The sequence below is a fragment of the Corynebacterium pollutisoli genome (genome assembly GCF_900177745.1).
Classification (GTDB): domain Bacteria; phylum Actinomycetota; class Actinomycetes; order Mycobacteriales; family Mycobacteriaceae; genus Corynebacterium; species Corynebacterium pollutisoli.
In genome coordinates, this window is record NZ_FXAR01000001.1 from 591144 (window position 1) to 608515 (window position 17372).

Annotated in this window: 19 protein-coding genes and 1 pseudogene; 14 read left to right on the forward strand and 6 right to left on the reverse strand. The window is 68.1% G+C overall.

Annotated features, from left to right (window positions below):
• Positions 1-34 precede the first annotated feature (34 nt).
• From B9Y70_RS02870 to B9Y70_RS02885, 4 genes and pseudogenes are all read left to right on the forward strand, one after another.
• A pseudogene (locus B9Y70_RS02870) lies at positions 35-1915 on the forward strand (ribonuclease J); the annotation flags it as partial.
• Positions 1916-1955: 40 nt separating this feature from the next.
• The gene (locus B9Y70_RS02875; protein WP_240309102.1) at positions 1956-2582 is read left to right on the forward strand and encodes a TIGR03085 family metal-binding protein; all 627 of its coding nucleotides are present in this window, start codon (positions 1956-1958) and stop codon (positions 2580-2582) included.
• Between the two features lie 75 nt (positions 2583-2657).
• On the forward strand, positions 2658-5396 hold the full coding sequence (locus B9Y70_RS02880; protein ID WP_085548719.1) for an FtsK/SpoIIIE family DNA translocase: 2739 nt from the start codon (positions 2658-2660) through the stop codon (positions 5394-5396).
• Between the two features lie 306 nt (positions 5397-5702).
• Positions 5703-6824, forward strand: coding sequence for a TerC family protein (locus B9Y70_RS02885; RefSeq protein ID WP_085548720.1), 1122 nt, complete (start codon positions 5703-5705; stop codon positions 6822-6824).
• Between the two features lie 42 nt (positions 6825-6866).
• Here the strand turns inward: B9Y70_RS02885 and B9Y70_RS02890 are convergent, their stop codons facing one another.
• The gene (locus tag B9Y70_RS02890) at positions 6867-7157 is read right to left on the reverse strand and encodes a YciI family protein (protein ID WP_085548721.1); all 291 of its coding nucleotides are present in this window, start codon (positions 7155-7157) and stop codon (positions 6867-6869) included.
• Positions 7158-7200: 43 nt separating this feature from the next.
• Between B9Y70_RS02890 and pgsA the strand changes: the two genes are divergently transcribed.
• From pgsA to B9Y70_RS02915, 6 genes are all read left to right on the forward strand, one after another.
• The gene (gene pgsA, locus B9Y70_RS02895) at positions 7201-7752 is read left to right on the forward strand and encodes a CDP-diacylglycerol--glycerol-3-phosphate 3-phosphatidyltransferase (RefSeq protein WP_240309103.1); all 552 of its coding nucleotides are present in this window, start codon (positions 7201-7203) and stop codon (positions 7750-7752) included.
• Positions 7749-8210: a CinA family protein gene (locus B9Y70_RS02900; protein ID WP_240309104.1), complete on the forward strand. Its 462-nt coding sequence runs from the start codon at positions 7749-7751 to the stop codon at positions 8208-8210. Before pgsA ends, B9Y70_RS02900 begins: the two co-directional genes overlap by 4 nt.
• Before the next feature lie 8 nt (positions 8211-8218).
• Positions 8219-8545 carry a helix-turn-helix domain-containing protein gene (locus tag B9Y70_RS02905; protein WP_085548724.1) on the forward strand — a complete coding sequence of 109 codons (327 nt, stop codon included), beginning with the start codon at positions 8219-8221 and terminating at the stop codon, positions 8543-8545.
• 72 nt (positions 8546-8617) lie between these two features.
• Positions 8618-9448, forward strand: coding sequence for a PspA/IM30 family protein (locus B9Y70_RS02910; RefSeq protein WP_085548725.1), 831 nt, complete (start codon positions 8618-8620; stop codon positions 9446-9448).
• Between the two features lie 104 nt (positions 9449-9552).
• Positions 9553-9684, forward strand: a complete 132-nt coding sequence (locus B9Y70_RS13120; protein WP_273224223.1) for a hypothetical protein — start codon at positions 9553-9555, stop codon at positions 9682-9684.
• A gap of 307 nt (positions 9685-9991) precedes the next feature.
• Positions 9992-10516 (forward strand): YceI family protein, encoded by a 525-nt coding sequence (locus tag B9Y70_RS02915; protein ID WP_085548726.1) that lies wholly within the window; start codon positions 9992-9994, stop codon positions 10514-10516.
• 2 nt (positions 10517-10518) lie between these two features.
• On the opposite strand, the gene B9Y70_RS02920 is transcribed toward B9Y70_RS02915, so the two are convergent.
• Genes B9Y70_RS02920 through B9Y70_RS02930 form a run of 3 tightly spaced genes read right to left on the reverse strand, consistent with a single transcriptional unit; the run spans position 10519 to position 12409 of the window.
• Complete coding sequence (locus tag B9Y70_RS02920; RefSeq protein ID WP_085548727.1) at positions 10519-11130, reverse strand: CbiQ family ECF transporter T component; 612 nt, start codon at positions 11128-11130, stop codon at positions 10519-10521.
• Positions 11127-11816, reverse strand: a complete 690-nt coding sequence (locus B9Y70_RS02925) for an energy-coupling factor ABC transporter ATP-binding protein (RefSeq protein WP_085548728.1) — start codon at positions 11814-11816, stop codon at positions 11127-11129. Before B9Y70_RS02925 ends, B9Y70_RS02920 begins: the two co-directional genes overlap by 4 nt.
• On the reverse strand, positions 11816-12409 hold the full coding sequence (locus B9Y70_RS02930; protein ID WP_085548729.1) for a biotin transporter BioY: 594 nt from the start codon (positions 12407-12409) through the stop codon (positions 11816-11818). Before B9Y70_RS02930 ends, B9Y70_RS02925 begins: the two co-directional genes overlap by 1 nt.
• An 80-nt stretch (positions 12410-12489) precedes the next feature.
• Between B9Y70_RS02930 and B9Y70_RS02935 the strand changes: the two genes are divergently transcribed.
• The 4 genes from B9Y70_RS02935 to B9Y70_RS12735 all read left to right on the forward strand — a co-directional run bounded on the left by B9Y70_RS02935 (position 12490) and on the right by B9Y70_RS12735 (position 15382).
• Positions 12490-12711 carry a DUF3046 domain-containing protein gene (locus B9Y70_RS02935; protein ID WP_085548832.1) on the forward strand — a complete coding sequence of 74 codons (222 nt, stop codon included), beginning with the start codon at positions 12490-12492 and terminating at the stop codon, positions 12709-12711.
• Positions 12712-12913: 202 nt separating this feature from the next.
• Complete coding sequence (gene recA / locus B9Y70_RS02940; RefSeq protein WP_085548730.1) at positions 12914-14050, forward strand: recombinase RecA; 1137 nt, start codon at positions 12914-12916, stop codon at positions 14048-14050.
• 3 nt (positions 14051-14053) lie between these two features.
• Positions 14054-14629, forward strand: a complete 576-nt coding sequence (gene recX / locus B9Y70_RS02945; protein ID WP_085548731.1) for a recombination regulator RecX — start codon at positions 14054-14056, stop codon at positions 14627-14629.
• 480 nt (positions 14630-15109) lie between these two features.
• On the forward strand, positions 15110-15382 hold the full coding sequence (locus B9Y70_RS12735) for a hypothetical protein (protein ID WP_159449774.1): 273 nt from the start codon (positions 15110-15112) through the stop codon (positions 15380-15382).
• A 357-nt stretch (positions 15383-15739) separates the two neighbouring features.
• On the opposite strand, the gene B9Y70_RS02955 is transcribed toward B9Y70_RS12735, so the two are convergent.
• Both B9Y70_RS02955 and gluC read right to left on the reverse strand, forming a co-directional pair.
• Positions 15740-16678, reverse strand: a complete 939-nt coding sequence (locus tag B9Y70_RS02955) for an amino acid ABC transporter permease (protein ID WP_085548733.1) — start codon at positions 16676-16678, stop codon at positions 15740-15742.
• On the reverse strand, positions 16678-17364 hold the full coding sequence (gene gluC / locus B9Y70_RS02960; RefSeq protein ID WP_085548734.1) for a glutamate ABC transporter permease GluC: 687 nt from the start codon (positions 17362-17364) through the stop codon (positions 16678-16680). The genes B9Y70_RS02955 and gluC overlap by 1 nt, the downstream gene beginning before the upstream one ends.
• Positions 17365-17372: the final 8 nt, after the last annotated feature.

The following is a 17372-nucleotide window of genomic DNA, read 5'->3' on the forward strand; positions in this document are numbered from 1 at the left end:
CGGCGCCAAGTCCGACAACGGCGGCGGCAACCGCTCCCGCGGCGGAAACCGTTCCCGCGGGGGCCGGGGCGGCCGCAACAACCAGGGCAACCAGGGTGGGCAGAACCAGGACCGCAACCAGGGTGGACGGGGGCGTCGTAACGTCGTCAAGTCCATGCAGGGCGCGGATCTGACGAAGCGTCTGCCCGAGCCGCCGAAGGCCCCGAAGAACGGCCTGCGCATCTACGCGCTGGGCGGTATCTCCGAGATCGGCCGCAACATGACGGTCTTCGAGTACAACAACCGTCTGCTCATCGTCGACTGCGGCGTGCTCTTCCCGTCCTCGGGTGAGCCGGGCGTCGACCTCATCCTGCCGGACTTCGGCCCCATCGAGAAGCACCTCGACCGCGTCGACGCGCTCGTGGTCACCCACGGCCACGAGGACCACATCGGTGCCATCCCGTGGCTGCTCAAGCTGCGTCCGGACATCCCGATCCTGGCCTCCCGCTTCACCCTCGCGCTCATCGCCGCGAAGTGCAAGGAGCACCGCCAGCGACCGAAGCTCATTGAGGTCAACGAGTCCTCCAACGAGAACCGCGGTCCGTTCAACATCCGTTTCTGGGCCGTCAACCACTCCATCCCGGACTGCCTCGGCCTGGCCATCAAGACGGGTGCCGGCCTGGTCATCCACACCGGTGACATCAAGCTGGACCAGACCCCGACCGACGGTCGTCCGACCGATCTGCCGGCCCTGTCCCGCTTCGGCGACGAGGGCGTGGACCTCATGCTCTGCGACTCGACGAACGCCACCACCCCGGGTGTCTCCGGCTCCGAGGCCGACGTCGCCCCGACCCTCAAGCGGCTTGTCGCCGACGCCCGTCAGCGCGTCATCCTGGCGTCCTTCGCGTCGAACGTCTACCGCGTGCAGGCGGCTGTCGACGCCGCCGTCGCCGCCGGCCGCAAGGTCGCTTTCAACGGCCGCTCGATGATCCGCAACATGGAGATCGCCGAGAAGATGGGCTACCTCAAGGCGCCGAAGGGCACGATCGTGTCCATGGACGACGCCTCCAAGATGGCCCCGCACAAGGTCATGCTCATCACCACCGGTACCCAGGGTGAGCCGATGGCGGCCCTGTCACGGATGGCGCGTCGTGAGCACCGTCAGATCACCGTCCGCGACGGCGACCTCATCATCCTGTCCTCCTCGCTCGTCCCGGGCAACGAGGAGGCCGTGTTCGGTGTCATCAACATGCTGGCCCAGATCGGCGCCACCGTCGTCACCGGCAAGGACGCAAAGGTCCACACCTCCGGTCACGGTTACGCCGGCGAGCTGCTGTTCCTCTACAACGCGGCCCGCCCGAAGAACGCCATGCCGGTCCACGGCGAGTGGCGTCACCTGCGTGCCAACAAGGAGCTGGCGATCGCCACCGGCACCGAGCGCGACCGCGTCGTGCTGGCCCAGAACGGTGTCGTCGTCGACCTCGTCGACGGCCGCGCCCAGGTCGTCGGCCAGATCCCGGTCGGTAACCTCTACGTCGACGGCACCACCATGGGTGAGGTCGACGCGGACGTCCTGGCCGACCGCACGAGCCTCGGCTCCGGCGGCCTGATCTCCATCACGGCGATCATCGACAACCGCACCGGCCGCCTGATGGAGTCCCCGACGGTGGAGACCAAGGGCTTCACCGAGGATGACCGCGCCATGACCCCCGAGGTCAAGGAGCTCGCGGAGACCATCCTCAACGATCTGGCCGCCGAGGGCGAGAACAACCCGTACCGCATGGTCCAGCAGCTGCGCCGCCGCGTCTCCCGTTTCGTGGAGCAGAAGTGGCGTCGTGAGCCGATGATCCTGCCGACGGTCGTGCCCATGACCTCCGATCTCGACGACGCGATCGACGACGACGAGATCAAGGCCTCCGCACGCCCCTCGCTCTAAGCCCGCCCCGTCCATGCACCCCGGCACTATGCTGGGGTGCATGTCTTTTTCCAGTACGGAACGTGCCCGCCTCGCCGCCCTGCTCATCGACGCCGGCCCCGACGCCCCCACCCTCTGCGAAGGGTGGGACACGCGCGACCTCGCCGTCCACCTGTTCCTGCGCGAGAACCGTCCGCTGGCGACGGCCGGCATGTTCATCCCGGCGCTGGCCGGCCAGCTGGCGAAGGCGAGCGCGAAGGCGGGGGAGCGGGACTACGCTTCCCTCGTCCGCGAGTGGGCCGCCGGTCCGGGGAGGTTCAACCCGGTGCGGTTCATCGACAGGCAGATGAACACGGTGGAGCATTTCGTCCACCACGAGGATGTGCGCCGCGGCGACGGCGTGGCGCGGCCGCGCGAGTTCAGCGCGGTGGTCAACCGGCAGCTGTACGGCGCGCTGAAGATGCTGGCGCCGCGGATGCTGGCGAAGAGTACAGCCCCGGTGATCCTCCATCCGAGCGGGATGCCGCGGATCGTGGCCGTCGACGAGCGCGGGGTGAGCGGCGACGGGGAGAACGTCGTGCGTGTCAGCGGCGAGGTCGGGGAGCTGCTGCTGTGGGTCTACGGGCGTGACGCGGTGGAGGTGGCCATCGACGGCAACCCCGCCGACGCCCACCGGTCAGGGCTGTGACCTTGACCAAAAAGTGCCCCTGAGCCCGGTGTGGCTGATGTGAATAGTGTGGCGTGAGCAACTACAGTGGGGGCCATGTCTGTACGAAGCTCGGCGTCACGAACCAAGAAGGACCGCACCCGGCCCTCCGGAAGAGGGAGCAAGGCCACACCCCCGGCCACCGCGACCTCCGCATTCCGCGCTGCTGACACCTCCGAGGAGAGGACCGGCAGCGCGTTCCGTGCTGTCGGCGGGGGGCTGAGCTCCATGGCCCGCGGCGTCGGCAGCCTCACCCGCCGTGCCCCGAAGGAGGACCGTATCACCCAGACGACCGAGCCCGAGGAGACCACCAGCGAGGCCCGCGACGTCAACATGGACGGCGTCGCCCTCACCCTCATCGGCCTGGCCGCCGTGCTCGGCGCCTCCGTGTGGATGGACATCGCCGGCCCCGTCGGGGCCGCCATCTCCACCGCCGCCCACCTGGCGATCGGAGCCGGTGCACTCATCCTGCCGGTGGCGCTCGTCGCCCTGGCCATCGCCCTCATGCTCGGCGTGCGCCACGCCCCCGGCGACCGCACCCGCATCGCCGTGGGCACCACCCTCATCGCCGTCTCCATGCTGGGCCTCGTCCACCTCCTCGCCGGCAACCCCGCGGAGTGGGACGGCCGCGTCATCGCCGGCGGCGCCATCGGTGCCTGGACCGGCGGCACCCTCGCCCTGGGCTTCAGCTCCTACGTGGCGATTCCGCTGCTCATCCTCGTCATCGTCTACGGCGCCCTCAAGGTCACCGGCATCACCACCCGCCAGGCCTTCGACTATGTCCGCGACCTCATCCGCGACATCCGCACCCCGGGCCCCGAGCACGACGACGTCGACGGTGACGACCTCTACGGCCACGTCGACGACGACATCGACGCCCTCGCCGAGGGCCGCGAGCGCGCCCCCCGACCGGCGCCGCGCCCCCGTCCGCGGCCGACCCCGCGGACGACGCGGGCGTCGAGAAGCAACACCCCGCTGGACAACTACCCGGTCGACGAGGACCCGGCCGAGGAGTTCGAGCACGACACCCAGCACACGCTCTTCGACACGCCTGTCGCCCGCGAGAACACCGACGAGTTCCCTGCCGTTAACGCCGCCGACGCCGCCGACGCCGTCGCCGCCTCCCGCGAGCAGATGCGCCAGGCCATCGTCGCCCGCTCGGGTATCGATGCCGCCGCCGTCCCCGCCAGCACCCCGAAGTCCGAGCTCGAGGCCGTCCCCGTCCCGGAGGCCCGCCAGCCGGAGACCACCACGGACTACCAGCTGCCCAGCACCGACCTGCTCATCGACGGCGACAAGCCCAAGACCCGCACCGAGACCAACGACCGGATGATCGAGGCCATCACCGACGTCTTCCGCGAGTTCAACGTCGACGCCGCCGTCACCGGCTTCTCCCGCGGCCCGACCGTCACCCGCTACGAGGTGGAACTCGGCCCGGGCGTCAAGGTCTCCAAGATCACCAACCTGCAGTCCAACCTGGCGTACGCGGTGGCCACCGACAACGTCCGCCTGCTCACCCCGATCCCGGGCAAGTCCCTCGTCGGCATCGAGGTGCCCAACACCGACCGCGAGATGGTCCGCCTCGCCGACGTCCTCAACGCGCCCGCCACCCGCGGCAACCACGACCCCATGCTCATCGGCCTGGGCAAGGACATCGAGGGCGACTTCGTCTCCCACTCCGTGCAGAAGATGCCGCACCTGCTCGTCGCCGGCTCCACCGGCTCCGGTAAGTCCGCGTTCATCAACTCCATGCTCGTCTCCCTGCTCACGCGCGCGACGCCGGAGGAGGTGCGCCTCATCCTCGTCGACCCGAAGATGGTCGAACTCACGCCGTACGAGGGCATCCCGCACCTCATCACCCCGATCATCACGCAGCCGAAGAAGGCCTCCGCCGCGCTGCAGTGGCTCGTCGAGGAGATGGAGCAGCGCTACATGGACATGAAGTCCGCCCGCGTGCGCCACATCAAGGACTTCAACCGCAAGGTCAAGTCCGGCGAGATCCAGGCCCCGCTCGGCTCCGAGCGCGAGTACCGCCCGTACCCCTTCATCATCTGCGTCGTCGACGAGCTCGCCGACCTCATGATGACCGCGCCGAAGGAGATCGAGGACTCCATCGTCCGCATCACCCAGAAGGCCCGCGCCGCTGGCATCCACCTCGTCCTGGCCACCCAGCGCCCGTCCGTCGACGTGGTCACCGGCCTCATCAAGACGAACGTGCCGTCGCGCCTCGCCTTCGCGACGTCCTCCCTCACCGACTCCCGCGTCATCCTCGACCAGGCCGGCGCCGAGAAGCTCATCGGCATGGGCGACGCCCTCTTCATCCCGCAGGGCGCCGGCAAGCCGCAGCGCCTCCAGGGTGCCTTCGTCACCGACGAGGAGGTGCAGGCCGTCGTCGAGTCCGCCAAGGACCAGGCGCAGCCCAACTACACCGAGGGCGTCACCGAGGACCGCTCCACCGACGCCAAGAAGGAGATCGACGAGGAGATCGGCAAGGACATGGACGACCTCGTCGAGGCCGTCGAACTCGTCGTCACCTCGCAGCTCGGCTCCACCTCCATGCTGCAGCGCAAGCTGCGCATCGGCTTCGCCAAGGCCGGCCGCCTCATGGACCTCATGGAGACCCGCGGCGTCGTCGGCCCGTCCGAGGGATCCAAGGCGCGTGACGTGCTGGTCAAGCCGGAGGAGCTGGACACCATCCTGTGGATGATCAAGGGCGCCGACCCGGCCGAGGCCCCCAAGGAGGAGGAGCCCGAGGTCGACGTCGTGGAGGCGGATCCGCCGCGCGGGGTGTTCTGAGGATCGGTGTGAGGGCCTGTTCGTAATTACGACCATCAACTTCGACGCATGTCAGCCGCGGCCCGGCACTATGTCGTGCGTCTTATGGGTCGGACGGTCGTAATTACGAGCGCGAACTTTACGACGCCCGTTCCGGCCACCCCCGCCCGCGTGTATAGTGACACGACATGGAGGGGAGTACCCCCTAAGCGGCACTGATCGTCAGCACGGTCCCGGCAGTACAAGGGGCCCGGTCGTGCCGGCCTCGCTTTTTCGGGTGGGGGAGACCTCCGGTCATTCAGGCAACCCCCAAAGACCGGAGGCTCAATGTCAGTCCCCCTGTGGATCTGGATCGCCACCATCGTGGTGATCCTCGGATTCTTCATCTTCGACTTCTACTCCCATGTGCGCACCCCGCATGAGCCGACGCTCAAGGAATCGGCCTCGTGGTCCGCGTTCTACGTCGGCCTGGCCCTGTTGTTCGGTGTGTTCGTCTACTTCATGTGGGACCACCAGCACGGTATGGAGTACTTCACCGGCTACGTGACGGAGAAGGCGCTCAGCGTCGACAACCTCTTCGTCTTCGCGCTCATCATGGGCGCGTTCAAGATCCCGCGGAAGTACCAGCAGAAGGTGCTGCTCATCGGCATCGTCCTGGCGCTGGTGTTCCGTCTGGCGTTCATCCTGGCCGGCGCCGCGATCATCGCCGCCTGGTCGGACGTGTTCTACCTCTTCGCCTTCTTCCTGCTGTGGACGGCCATCAAGCTGCTGTGGGACGAGATCACCGATGCCCCCGAGACCGACCCGAACGACATGAAGGTCATCCGGTGGCTGCGCAAGGTCGTCCCGGTCACCCCGGGCTACCACGGTGACAAGCTGACCACGAAGTTCCACGGCAAGTTCGCGCTCACCCCGCTGTTCGTGGCGCTGGTGGCCATCGGCCTGGTGGATGTCATGTTCGCGTTCGACTCCATCCCGGCGATCTACGGCATCACCACCGAGGCGTACCTGGTGTTCACCGCCAACGCGTTCTCGCTCATGGGTCTGCGTCAGATGTACTTCCTGCTGGACGGCCTCCTCGACCGCCTGGTGTACCTGCCGTACGGCCTGGGTCTCATCCTGGCGTTCATCGGTGTGAAGCTGCTGCTGCACGCGCTGCACGAGAACAACCTGCCGTTCATCAACGGAGGCGAGGACGTGGCGGTGCCGGAGATCCCGACCGAGATGTCCCTCCTCGTCATCGTCGGCATCCTCACGGTGACGGTCCTGGCGTCCATCTGGAAGAACAAGTACGACGAGGCGCAGGGTGGCATCGACACCCGTATCCGCCCGGTGGAGTGGGACCACGAGCTCACGGAGGAGGAGATGTACTCCACCGAGCACCTCGACCACTCCGTCGACACGAACGGGTCGACGAAGCTCAGCGACATCGACGAGAAGAAGTCCTGACACACGGACACCCTCGCCATAAAGGCGAGGGTGTCCTTCTGTCTAGCGGAAGATGTTGAGGACGGGGTTCCACTCCCGGATCTCGCGACCGGCGAGCACGCCCTCCCGGGTGAAGGGGTCGTCGTCCATCAGCTCCTCGGCGTCGCGCAGCGCGGCGGTCTCCGGCAGGCGGATGATGATGAGCGCTCCACCCGCTCCGTCGGTGTGGGGGCCGGAGGCGACGAGCCGGCCGGCGTCGAGAAGCGTGGCGAGCCACTCACGGTGCTCGGGGCGCAGACGCACGATGTCCTCGGCGCCGTCGGGGTACTGGTAGGAGACTGCGAAGTACTTCATGTCGGCCGATTCTACGCCGCGGGTGCGGGGTAGGGTGTGTGTCGTGACTGCACCGAACCCGGCCGAATCGGCCCAGCCCAGCAACTTCAACCTGCCGAATGTGTTGACGAGTCTGCGGATCCTGGTCATCCCCGTCTTCCTGTGGCTGCTGCTCACCGGCCAGATGTGGTGGGCGTTCGGTGTCTTCGTGGCGCTCATGATCACCGACAAGCTCGACGGTGACATTGCCCGCGCCCGCAACCTGGTGACCGACTTCGGCAAGATCGCCGACCCCATCGCTGACAAGGCGCTCATCACGGCGGCGCTCGTGGGCCTCAACATCATCGGCGTGCTGCCGGTGTGGGTGACCGTGGTCATCCTGGTGCGGGAGTTCGGCATCACCCTGTGGCGCATGGTCATGCTGCGCCGCGGTCTGGTCGTCCCGGCGTCGAAGGGCGGCAAGATCAAGACCACCCTGCAGGCACTGGCCATCGGCCTCTACCTGCTGCCGCTGCCGGAGTGGATGGATCTGCCGACGTGGATCGTCATGCTCGCGGCCGTCGCGGTCACCGTCATCACGGGCGTGCAGTACCTGTGGGACTCGAGGAAGCAGTGAGCCTCGTCGACGCTTTGCGACGCCGCGGCCTCACCGTTGCCTTCTGCGAGTCCCTCACCGCGGGTCTCGCCGCCGCGACGCTCGCCGACACCCCGGGGGCGTCGGCGGTGCTGCGCGGCGGGCTCATCACGTATGCCACCGACCTCAAGTACTCGCTGGCCGGCGTGCCCGAGGGGGCGGACCCGGTTGACGGGGACACCGCAGTCGCCATGGCCCGGGGCGCACGGGAACGTTGCGGCGCCGACTGGGGTGTGGCACTCACCGGGGTCGCCGGGCCCGATCCGCAGGACGGTCACGCGGTGGGGGAGGTGTGGCTGGGATTCGCGGGGCCGGGGGGCGTCGATAAGCAGCGGCTGCAGCTGAGCGGCGACCGGCGGGAGATCCGCGAGCAGGCGGTGAACGCCGCGCTCGACGGACTGCGGGCGCGCGTGGAACAAAACGACGGTGTGGGGCGTTAAGAGGAGTAATGGTTACCACCGCTGTACTTGATACCCCGATCGTCACCACCCGACGCGCCCCTGAACTGCTGCTGCGGGAGGCACTCGGTGCCGCCCTCCGCTCGTTCCGCGCGGACCAGGGCATCACCCTGCGTGAGCTCGCCGAACAGGCGCGCGTCTCACCCGGTTACCTCTCCGAGCTGGAACGCGGCCGCAAGGAGGTCTCCTCCGAACTGCTCGCCTCCGTGTGCCATGCGCTGGGCACCTCTGTCGCCGATGTCCTCATCGAGGCCGCCGGGTCGATGGCGCTGCAGTCCGTCGCCGAGGAGCTGGCCACCGAATCGCTCCACGCTTAACCGACAGTTCGAATCCCACTCCGCTACCATGGTGGCGTAAAACAATGACTAACCAGGAAGGCCCGATCCGACATGGCTAACCCCTTCGTCAAGGCATGGAAGTACCTGATGGCGCTCTTCGACTCGAAGATCGAGGAGAACGCCGACCCGAAGGTGCAGATTCAGCAGGCCATCGAGGACGCACAGCGCCAGCACCAGGAGCTCTCGCAGCAGGCGGCAGCTGTCATCGGCAACCAGCGTCAGCTGGAGATGCAGCTCAACCGTCGTCTCGGTGAGATCGAGAAGCTGCAGGCCAACACTCGTCAGGCGCTGCAGCTGGCAGACAAGGCCCGTGCCGAGGGCGATGAGCGCAAGGCCGTCGAGTACGAGAACGCCGCCGAGGCCTTCGCCGCGCAGCTCGTCACCGCCGAGCAGTCCGTCGAGGACACCAAGCAGCTGCACGATCAGGCCCTGCAGCAGGCGGACCAGGCCAAGCAGGCCGTCGAGCGCAACGCCATGGCCCTGCAGCAGAAGGTCGCCGAGCGCACCAAGCTGCTCTCCCAGCTGGAGCAGGCCAAGATGCAGGAGAAGGTCTCCGACTCCCTGCAGTCCATGAACGCCATCACCGCCGGTTCCACCCCGAACCTGGACCAGGTGCGCGAGAAGATCGAGCGTCGTTACGCCAACGCCCTCGGCCAGGCCGAGCTGGCGCAGAACTCCGTCGAGGGTCGTATGGCCGAGGTGCAGCAGGCGGGCATCCAGATGGCCGGCCACTCCCGCCTCGAGGCGATCCGCGCCGAGATGCAGGGCGGCGGTCAGCTGACCTCCGGCCAGGCCGACAAGGCCATCGGGTCCGGCAACGGTGGCGCCAACGTCACCGACGACGCTGTCGCCCAGCGCATGCGTGAGCTGCGCGGCGAGTAGCCTCCGCGTCTGAGACAACCTCGGCCCCTCTGGGGGTCGGGGTTGTTGTCGATTCGTGCCCCGGGGAGCCTTGACTTGCCCGGCACGCCGCCTAGGCTGCGGGTATGAGCACCTTCATCCGAGACTACGTCTCCTTCCTGTCGTCGATGGGATGGTTCCTGTCGTCCCTGGGCCTCACGATGCTCGGCATCCCGCAGTGTTCGCTGGCGGACGTCAGCGGCTGCGAGCATCAGTAGGCGGGTCAACCTGTCCGGTTCCTGGCAGGTCGTCGAGACCCCTTGACGTGACCACGCTCACGTATAGGCTGGGGTTCGTGGATTACACGCCAGGCCAGATCATCAGCCTCATCCTGTTCTTCCCCATGCTCGGTTCCTCCCTCGTGGCGGCCGTGGCGCAGGGGGCCGTCAACTTCCTCTCGTCCCGTTAGGAACCACCCGTGAACAATCTGCTTCTGCTCTTCGGTCTGCCCGCCCTGTTCTCGTCGATGTTGTCCTCGCTGGCCGGCATCCCGCAGTGCACGCTGTTCGACACCCGGGGGTGCTGATGGCGCGCTACATCCTCGATCCAGTCATGTCACAGGTGGCGTTCGAGGTCCGCCACGCCATGATCACCCGCGTGCGCGGCCTGTTCACCTCGTTCGACGCCTCGCTTGACGACGACGCCGTGGCCGCCACCCTCGACGTCTCCTCGTTGAATTCCGGTGTGCGCTTCCGCGACGAGCACCTGCTCGCCGCGGATTTCTTCGACGTCGCGCAGTTCCCCGAGATCACGTTCCGTTCCACCGGGATCGAGCGCGACGGCGACGGGGACCGCGCCCGCGTCCACGGCGAACTCACCGTCAAGGGGCGGACACAGACGGTGACGCTCGACGTCATCGACATCGCCGAGGCGGATGTTCCCGTCCCCGAGACCGGGGAGATCGAGCACCGGCTCGGCTTCCGCGCGTCGACGACCGTCGACCGGAAGGACTTCGGACTCGACTTCCACGCCGAACTGCCCGGCGGCGGGCTGTTGCTCTCCGACGAGGTACGCATCGAGATCGACGGCTCCGCGGTGCGGCAGGACTAGATTCAGTCGGCGGCGCCGCGGGCGATGAGGGCCTCGGCGAGCAGGCGGGCCCGCCGGATGGAGCGCACGAGCACCGGGGTGCCGAAGGCCGCGATCGAGAAGCCCGCGCCGCGGGCCTTCCGCGCGGCGAGCACCTCGTGGACGGTCGCCAGCTGCAGGGGGATGAGCCGCAGCGTCAGGGACACCGCCAGGGAGATCGTCTCCACGGGCAGTCCGAAGCGTGCGAAGGGGGACAGGCCGCGCTCGATGGCGGCCATGAGCTCGGCGATCGTTGTGGTCAAGGTGAGCAGGGCCGCCGCCGCCACCGAGGCGAGCAGGACCAGTACGGTCGTCAGAGCGAACTCCCAGCCGCGCTGCCACCACTGGAAGGCACCCAGCACGGCCAGCACCGGAACGACGGGCAGGACCTGCCCGAGGGCCACCCGCACCGGAACCCGCGCCACCACGTAACCGGCGAGCACCACCGCGCACCAGGCCGCGGCGACCGGGGTCCCGGTCACCAGGAACGTCGACGTCAGGATGAAGGCCAGCAGCGCAAGGAACTTCACACCGGCCGGCAGGCGGTGGATGGCGGTGTCGCCGGGCAGGTGGACGCCGAGGGGGATGTGCCTCATGCCAGCATGAGGTTCCGGTAGTGGGCGCACACCTCGTCCGGGGCTCCGTCGGCGACGATGTGGCCGTCGTCGAGGCAGAGGACGCGGTCGAAGTCGGCGAGGATGTCCAGGTCGTGGGTGACCACGATGAGCTGCTGTTCGAGGCGGGCGAACTCGGCGACGATGCGGTCGCGGTTGCGCAGGTCGAGCAGGGTGGTGGGCTCGTCGGCGATGATGAGGTCCGGCTCGATGACCAGCACGGACGCCAGCGCGAGGAGTTGCTTCTGGCCGCCGGAGAGGGTGTGCGGGGAATTGCCCGCCAGGTCGGTGAGGCCGAAGCGGGCGAGGGCGGCGTCGACACGCGCATCCCGTTCGGCCCGCGACAGTTTGAGGCGGCGGAGGGAGAAGGCGACGTCGTCACGCACCTGGGGCATGACGATCTGGTTCTCCGCGTCGGAGAAGACGAAGCCGACGCGGCGCCGGATGTCGCGGCCGTGGCGGGAGACGTCGGCGGCGTCGACAAGCACGCGACCGGAGGTCGCATCCCCGAGGCCGTTGATGAGGCGCGCGAGTGTCGACTTGCCGGAGCCGTTGGCACCGATGATGCCGATGCGGTGCTCGGCGAGCGTCAGCGAGATCCGGTCCAGGGTGGGGGAATCGTCCCCGGCGAAGGTGACGGAGACGTCCTCGAAGGTGATGGTGGGCATTAGTTCCTGCGGGCGAGGAGGTCGGGGAACGCGGCGTGGATGCCGAGGGCGATGATGATCATGACGGCGATCTTGGCGATGCCGGGGAGAATGAACGCGCCCTGGGCGATGATCGCCTCGGAGAGTTCCATGCCTGCCCGCCACACGAGGCCGAGCGCGCCGAACGCGTACTGGAGGAGGACGCCGACGACACCGGCGAGGGAGAACCAGAGGATCTGCTCGCCGCGCCTCCCCGGGCGGGCGCGGTAGGCGAGGTACCCGGCGACGGCCGCGGAGACGAGGTAGCCGGCCAGGTAGCCGACGGTCGGGCCGGCCAGCGCGGCGAGCGTGGTGCGTCCGCCCGCGAGGACCGGCAGGCCGATGAGCCCCAGGCCGAGGAACAGCGCCGTGGCGAGGAATCCGCGACGCCCGCCCAACACGAGGCCCGCGAGGATGACCGCGGCATTCTGCAGGACGATCGGGACGCCGGCCGCGCCGACCGGGATGGCGACGAACGCGAGCACGATGATGAGGGCCGCGAACACGGCGATGTAGGCGAGGTCCTGGACGGCGCTGCGGGAGGTGCGGGCCGGGCGGGCGGTTGTCGTTGTCATGGAACGAGACACTAGCACTGAACACCGTTCAAGGGAACGTCGGGGCAGGGGTGTGGATGGCCGGGCTGTACTATCGGGGCATGCGACTGACGGAGTTCCATCAGCTCATCGAGGACGAGTTCGGACGCGCCAAGGGCCGTCACCTCGTCCACTCACACGTCCTGGCGTCGCAGGGGGTCACCGTCGGGGAGCTTGTCGACGCCGGGGCTGACCTGCGGGAAGTCTGGCTCGAGATCTGCCGTGACTTCGACGTTCCGGAGGGGCGGCGGCTCGGACTCGACACGCCGGAGCGATGGCGTTGAGTTCGAACAGGCGTGCGTGTATGTTCGAAGTCGATGGTCCACACGTCGCACCCTGTGGATATCGTCAGGGCCGGAATGCACGCGGTGCCGCCGGCTCGCGGAATCCGGGATCCTTTCGCAGGTGACCGGAGTCTAAGAGGGTGTGGACAAAACCCGACACGAGACCGGCACCACCGACCACCCAACAGAAGGAACCGTCACCATGGCACCCAAGAAGAAGGCCGCCGCACCGAAGGGCGATGACCGGCAGAAGGCACTCGACGCCGCGCTGGCGATGATCGAGAAGGATTTCGGCAAGGGCGCCGTCATGCGCCTCGGCGACGACAACCGTCCGCCGATCCAGGTCATCTCCTCCGGCAACACCGCCATTGACGTCGCGCTCGGCATCGGCGGCTACCCGCGCGGCCGCATCATCGAGGTGTACGGTCCGGAGTCCTCCGGTAAGACCACCGTCGCCCTGCACGCCATCGCCCAGGCACAGAAGGCCGGCGGCATCGCCGCGTTCATCGACGCGGAGCACGCCCTCGACCCCGACTACGCCAAGAAGCTCGGCGTGGACACCGACGCCCTGCTGGTCTCCCAGCCGGACACCGGTGAGCAGGCCCTGGAGATCGCGGATATGCTCGTGCGCTCCGGCGCCATCGACATCATCGTCATCGACTCCGTCGCCGCGCTGACCCCGAAGGCCGAGATCGAGGGTGAGATGGGTGACTCCCACGTCGGCCTGCAGGCCCGCCTCATGAGCCAGGCGCTGCGCAAGATGACCGGCGCCCTGCACTCCTCGGGCACCACCGCCATCTTCATCAACCAGCTGCGCGAGAAGATCGGCGTCATGTTCGGCTCCCCGGAGACCACCACCGGCGGTAAGGCCCTGAAGTTCTACGCCTCCGTGCGCCTCGACGTCCGTCGTATCCAGACCCTTAAGGACGGCCAGGATGCGATCGGTAACCGCACCCGCGTCAAGGTGGTCAAGAACAAGGTCTCCCCGCCGTTCAAGATCGCCGAGTTCGACATCATCTACGGCGAGGGCATCTCGCGGGAGTCCTCCCTCATCGACATGGGCGTGGAGAACGGTATCGTGAAGAAGTCCGGCTCCTGGTTCACCTACGAGGGGGACCAGCTCGGCCAGGGCAAGGAGAAGGCCCGCCTGCTGCTCAAGGAGACCCCGGAGCTGGCGGACGAGATCGAGCGTAAGATCTTCGCCAAGCTGGGCATCGGCCCCGACGCCGCCACCGCCGAGAGCGATCTCAGCGACGACCCGGTCGACATGGTCCCCAACGTCGACTTCGACGACGAGGATGACCTGGCCGGCGACACGGTGGCCGCCACCGCGGAGTAGCCGATGGAGCGGGACGCACGGATCGACCAGCTGCGGCAGGCCCTGGCGGACTTCCGCCCGGGCAGCCTCTTCGACCACGAGGCCGAGGAGGCGAAGGCCGCGGTGCGCAAGCGCGCCCTTTTGTTTCTCGACGCCCGGGCGCGCTCCCGCCACGAGCTCCGTGGCCGGTTGCTCGACCTCGAGTTCGAGGAGGCGGTGGTCGACGACGTCCTCGACGACCTCGCCGGTGTCGGCCTGCTCGACGACGCCGCCTTCGCCCACGAGTGGGTGCGGCAGCGCCACGCCCGGCGGGGGAAGTCCTCCCGCGTGCTCGACCGGGAGCTGCAGGACAAGGGCGTCGACTCCGCCACCCGCGCCGACGCCCTCGAGCAGATCGACGCGGCCGACGAGGAGGCCACGGCCCGCGCCCTGGCCGAGAAGAAGGCCCGCTCGGTGCGAACCGTGCCCGCTGACCGCGCGGAGAGCGACAAGGCGCTGCGCCGCATCGTCGGCGTGCTCGCCCGCCGCGGCTTCGCCCAGGGGATGAGCCTGCGGATCGCCCGCGACGCCCTCGACGAGCGGGTCGCACAGCTGAGCTGACCCGGGCTCAGTCCCCGGAGCTCCCCGGAGGTCCCCAGGAGGGTGAGGCCCCAGGTGTCGAACCACGGGGCGATCGCGGTGACACCGACCACGCCGCTCCCCGGGTTTCCTCCGCTGACGACGCCGACCGCCCACAGGCCCTCGTCGGTCATCGCGAAGCCCGGCCCGCCGGCGTCGTCCCAGTTGATGGCCGCCGTGAACCGGAACAGTCCCTCGGCCACCGTGCCTTCGTACTCGCCGCAGGACAGGCCCGTGCCCGCACCGAGGTGGCACAGGCGGGGCGAGTTCTCCTCCAGCCACGCCAGATCGCGGACGCCGAGCAGCGGTTCCGGGAAGGCGAGGCCCGGGCTGGTCGAGACTCCGTCCTCCAGGGCGACGAGGGCGATCTCGGGGCCGTGGCCGTTGTCGACGCTCTCGACCACCGTGCCGATCGGCTGGTCGACTGTGAGCTGCGTGTCCGGTGCACCGCAGAGGGTGGCGGTGAGCAGGGTGGTCCGCCCGTCGCGTTCCGCGAGGAAACCGGCGGAGCAGACCACGTCCCTGCCGGAGATCTCCATCCGGCCACCCGGCACGACGGTGCCCGGGTCCCGCAGCCACAGCCAGCTCTCGAGGGCCCGGTCGACGGAGTGGACGAAACCGGACGGGTACGTCGGTACCGCCCCCGCGGCAGGCTGCTCCCACGTGGTGGTGACGTGGAGGTCCCACACGGGCATGACGTCCCCGGCGTCGGACAGGGTGGCCTCGCATGTGTAGGCCCCCTCCACGATCCGGCCCTCCAGGCTCTGCATGAGCATGGAGCCGGTGCCCGTCGCCGCGTCCCCGCCGTCCCGGAACTGCGTGTCCGTCCCCGCGAGTGGATCCTCCTCGGTGGCGGGGTAGAGGCCCTCCGCGTCGGACTCGTCGAGGAACGCGATGACGCAGTCCGAGCCCATCGACACCTCCCGGATCTCCTGGTCCCAGGCGGAGAGCTCCCCGCCTGATGTCGAACAGGCGGTGAGCGTGCCGACGCCGAGCAGGACCACAAGCATGCGGGCGAAACAGTTCTCACCCCCAAACTAGACGACGCCGCCGTCACCTGCGCAGGTGACGGCGGCGTCGACAAGCGGGGTGTTACTGGCCCGGATTCTTGATCTCGACGTAGTCGGGATCGTGCCAGTCGACGTTGACGTTGTCCTTGGTGTCGAGACCCTGGTCGGGGAGCTCGGGGACCTTGGCCACGATGTTGCGGCGGGCACGGCCGGCGCGGAGCTGCCGCTCGATGCGCTGCGCCAGGGAGGTCAGCGCCCAGTTGATGAGGATCATGATGATCGCCACGACCGTGAGCGAGGCCAGGAAGTTCTGGTTGACGGACGCCGTCTGGATACCGGAACGGACGACCTCGACGTAACCGATCTGGTAACCAAGCGCGGAGTCCTTCAGCGCGATGACCATCTGCGCGATGAGCGCCGGCAGCATGGCGGCGATCGCCTGCGGCAGGAGAATCGTGCGCATCGTCTGCGAGTGGGACATGCCCAGCGCGCGGGCCGCCTCCGTCTGACCCTTCGGCAGGGACTTGATGCCCGAGCGGAGGATCTCGGCAATGACCGAACCGTTGTACATCGTCAGACCGAAGACCACAGCCGCGAAGGCGAGCTCACGCGGCGGGACCATGCGGTAGATGGCGAAGAGCTGGTACGCGAAGATCATGAGCAGCAGCACCGGGATGGCGCGGAAGAACTCGACGATCACACCGCACACCCAGCGGACCGGGGCGACCTCGGAGAGGCGGCCCAGACCGAGGATGACACCCAGGATCATGGCCAGGATGATGGACACGAACGCGGACTTCAGGGTGCCCCACAGGCCCGGGAGGATGTACGTCCGCCAGGTCAGCGAGTCGAGGAACGGGGTCCACTTCGCGGCCTCGAGCTGACCGTTGTTGCCCAGCGTCCAGCCGATCCAGCCGAGGACCGCGACGGTGACCACCGCGGTGAGGACCGTGAAGATGAGGTTGTTGCGACGACCGCGGGGGCCGGGGGCGTCGTAAAGCACTGTCGCACGTACGGACATTATTTCCTCACCGCCAGACGATCAGAGAGACGGCCCAGGGCCAGGCCGGTGGGCAGGGTCAGGATGATGAAGCCCAGGGCGAAGATGCCGAACACCACGAAGAGCATGTTCGCGTGATTCTCGATCGTGGACTTCATGAGCAGCGACGCCTCCGCGACACCGATCGCCGAGGCGATCGTGGTGTTCTTCGTCAACGCGATGAGCGTGTTGCCCAGCGGGACGATCGCGGCGCGCACCGCCTGCGGGAAGACGATGTTGCCGAAGATCTGCCCGAACGACAGACCCAGGGAACGCGCCGCCTCCGCCTGGCCGAAATGCACCGTGTTGATGCCGGAGCGCAGCGACTCCGCCACGAACGCCGAGGTGTACAGGATGAAACCGAGCACCGCGAGGCGGAAGTTGTTGTCCACCAGGAAGGTGGGGGAGCTCCGGTCGGCCATGACCAGACCCAGGTTCTGGTACAGGCCGAAGGAACAGAAGATGATGATGAGCGTGAGCGGCGTGTTACGCACCGTGGTGATGTAGAACGTCGCCAGCCCACGCAGGATCTTCACCGGGGAGACCCTCATGGCGGTGAGAATGGTGCCGAGGATCATGGATCCGATCGCTGAGTACACCGTCAGCTGAATGGTCAGCCAGAAGGCCGGCCACAACCGGGGGCCCAGATCGGCCCATAGTGTCGTCATGAGGGACT

What these genes read in the sequence shown, in the direction of transcription:
- B9Y70_RS02875 (WP_240309102.1), top strand. Translation starts at nt 1,956, where the DNA reads ATGTCTTTTTCCAGTACGGAACGTGCCCGCCTCGCCGCCCTGCTCATC.
- B9Y70_RS02880 (WP_085548719.1), top strand. Translation starts at nt 2,658, where the DNA reads ATGTCTGTACGAAGCTCGGCGTCACGAACCAAGAAGGACCGCACCCGG.
- B9Y70_RS02885 (WP_085548720.1), top strand. Translation starts at nt 5,703, where the DNA reads ATGTCAGTCCCCCTGTGGATCTGGATCGCCACCATCGTGGTGATCCTC.
- B9Y70_RS02890 (WP_085548721.1), bottom strand. Translation starts at nt 7,157, where the DNA reads ATGAAGTACTTCGCAGTCTCCTACCAGTACCCCGACGGCGCCGAGGAC.
- B9Y70_RS02905 (WP_085548724.1), top strand. Translation starts at nt 8,219, where the DNA reads ATGGTTACCACCGCTGTACTTGATACCCCGATCGTCACCACCCGACGC.
- B9Y70_RS02910 (WP_085548725.1), top strand. Translation starts at nt 8,618, where the DNA reads ATGGCTAACCCCTTCGTCAAGGCATGGAAGTACCTGATGGCGCTCTTC.
- B9Y70_RS13120 (WP_273224223.1), top strand. Translation starts at nt 9,553, where the DNA reads ATGAGCACCTTCATCCGAGACTACGTCTCCTTCCTGTCGTCGATGGGA.
- B9Y70_RS02915 (WP_085548726.1), top strand. Translation starts at nt 9,992, where the DNA reads ATGGCGCGCTACATCCTCGATCCAGTCATGTCACAGGTGGCGTTCGAG.
- B9Y70_RS02920 (WP_085548727.1), bottom strand. Translation starts at nt 11,130, where the DNA reads ATGAGGCACATCCCCCTCGGCGTCCACCTGCCCGGCGACACCGCCATC.
- B9Y70_RS02925 (WP_085548728.1), bottom strand. Translation starts at nt 11,816, where the DNA reads ATGCCCACCATCACCTTCGAGGACGTCTCCGTCACCTTCGCCGGGGAC.
- B9Y70_RS02930 (WP_085548729.1), bottom strand. Translation starts at nt 12,409, where the DNA reads ATGACAACGACAACCGCCCGCCCGGCCCGCACCTCCCGCAGCGCCGTC.
- B9Y70_RS02935 (WP_085548832.1), top strand. Translation starts at nt 12,490, where the DNA reads ATGCGACTGACGGAGTTCCATCAGCTCATCGAGGACGAGTTCGGACGC.
- recA (WP_085548730.1), top strand. Translation starts at nt 12,914, where the DNA reads ATGGCACCCAAGAAGAAGGCCGCCGCACCGAAGGGCGATGACCGGCAG.
- recX (WP_085548731.1), top strand. Translation starts at nt 14,054, where the DNA reads ATGGAGCGGGACGCACGGATCGACCAGCTGCGGCAGGCCCTGGCGGAC.
- B9Y70_RS02955 (WP_085548733.1), bottom strand. Translation starts at nt 16,678, where the DNA reads ATGTCCGTACGTGCGACAGTGCTTTACGACGCCCCCGGCCCCCGCGGT.
- gluC (WP_085548734.1), bottom strand. Translation starts at nt 17,364, where the DNA reads ATGACGACACTATGGGCCGATCTGGGCCCCCGGTTGTGGCCGGCCTTC.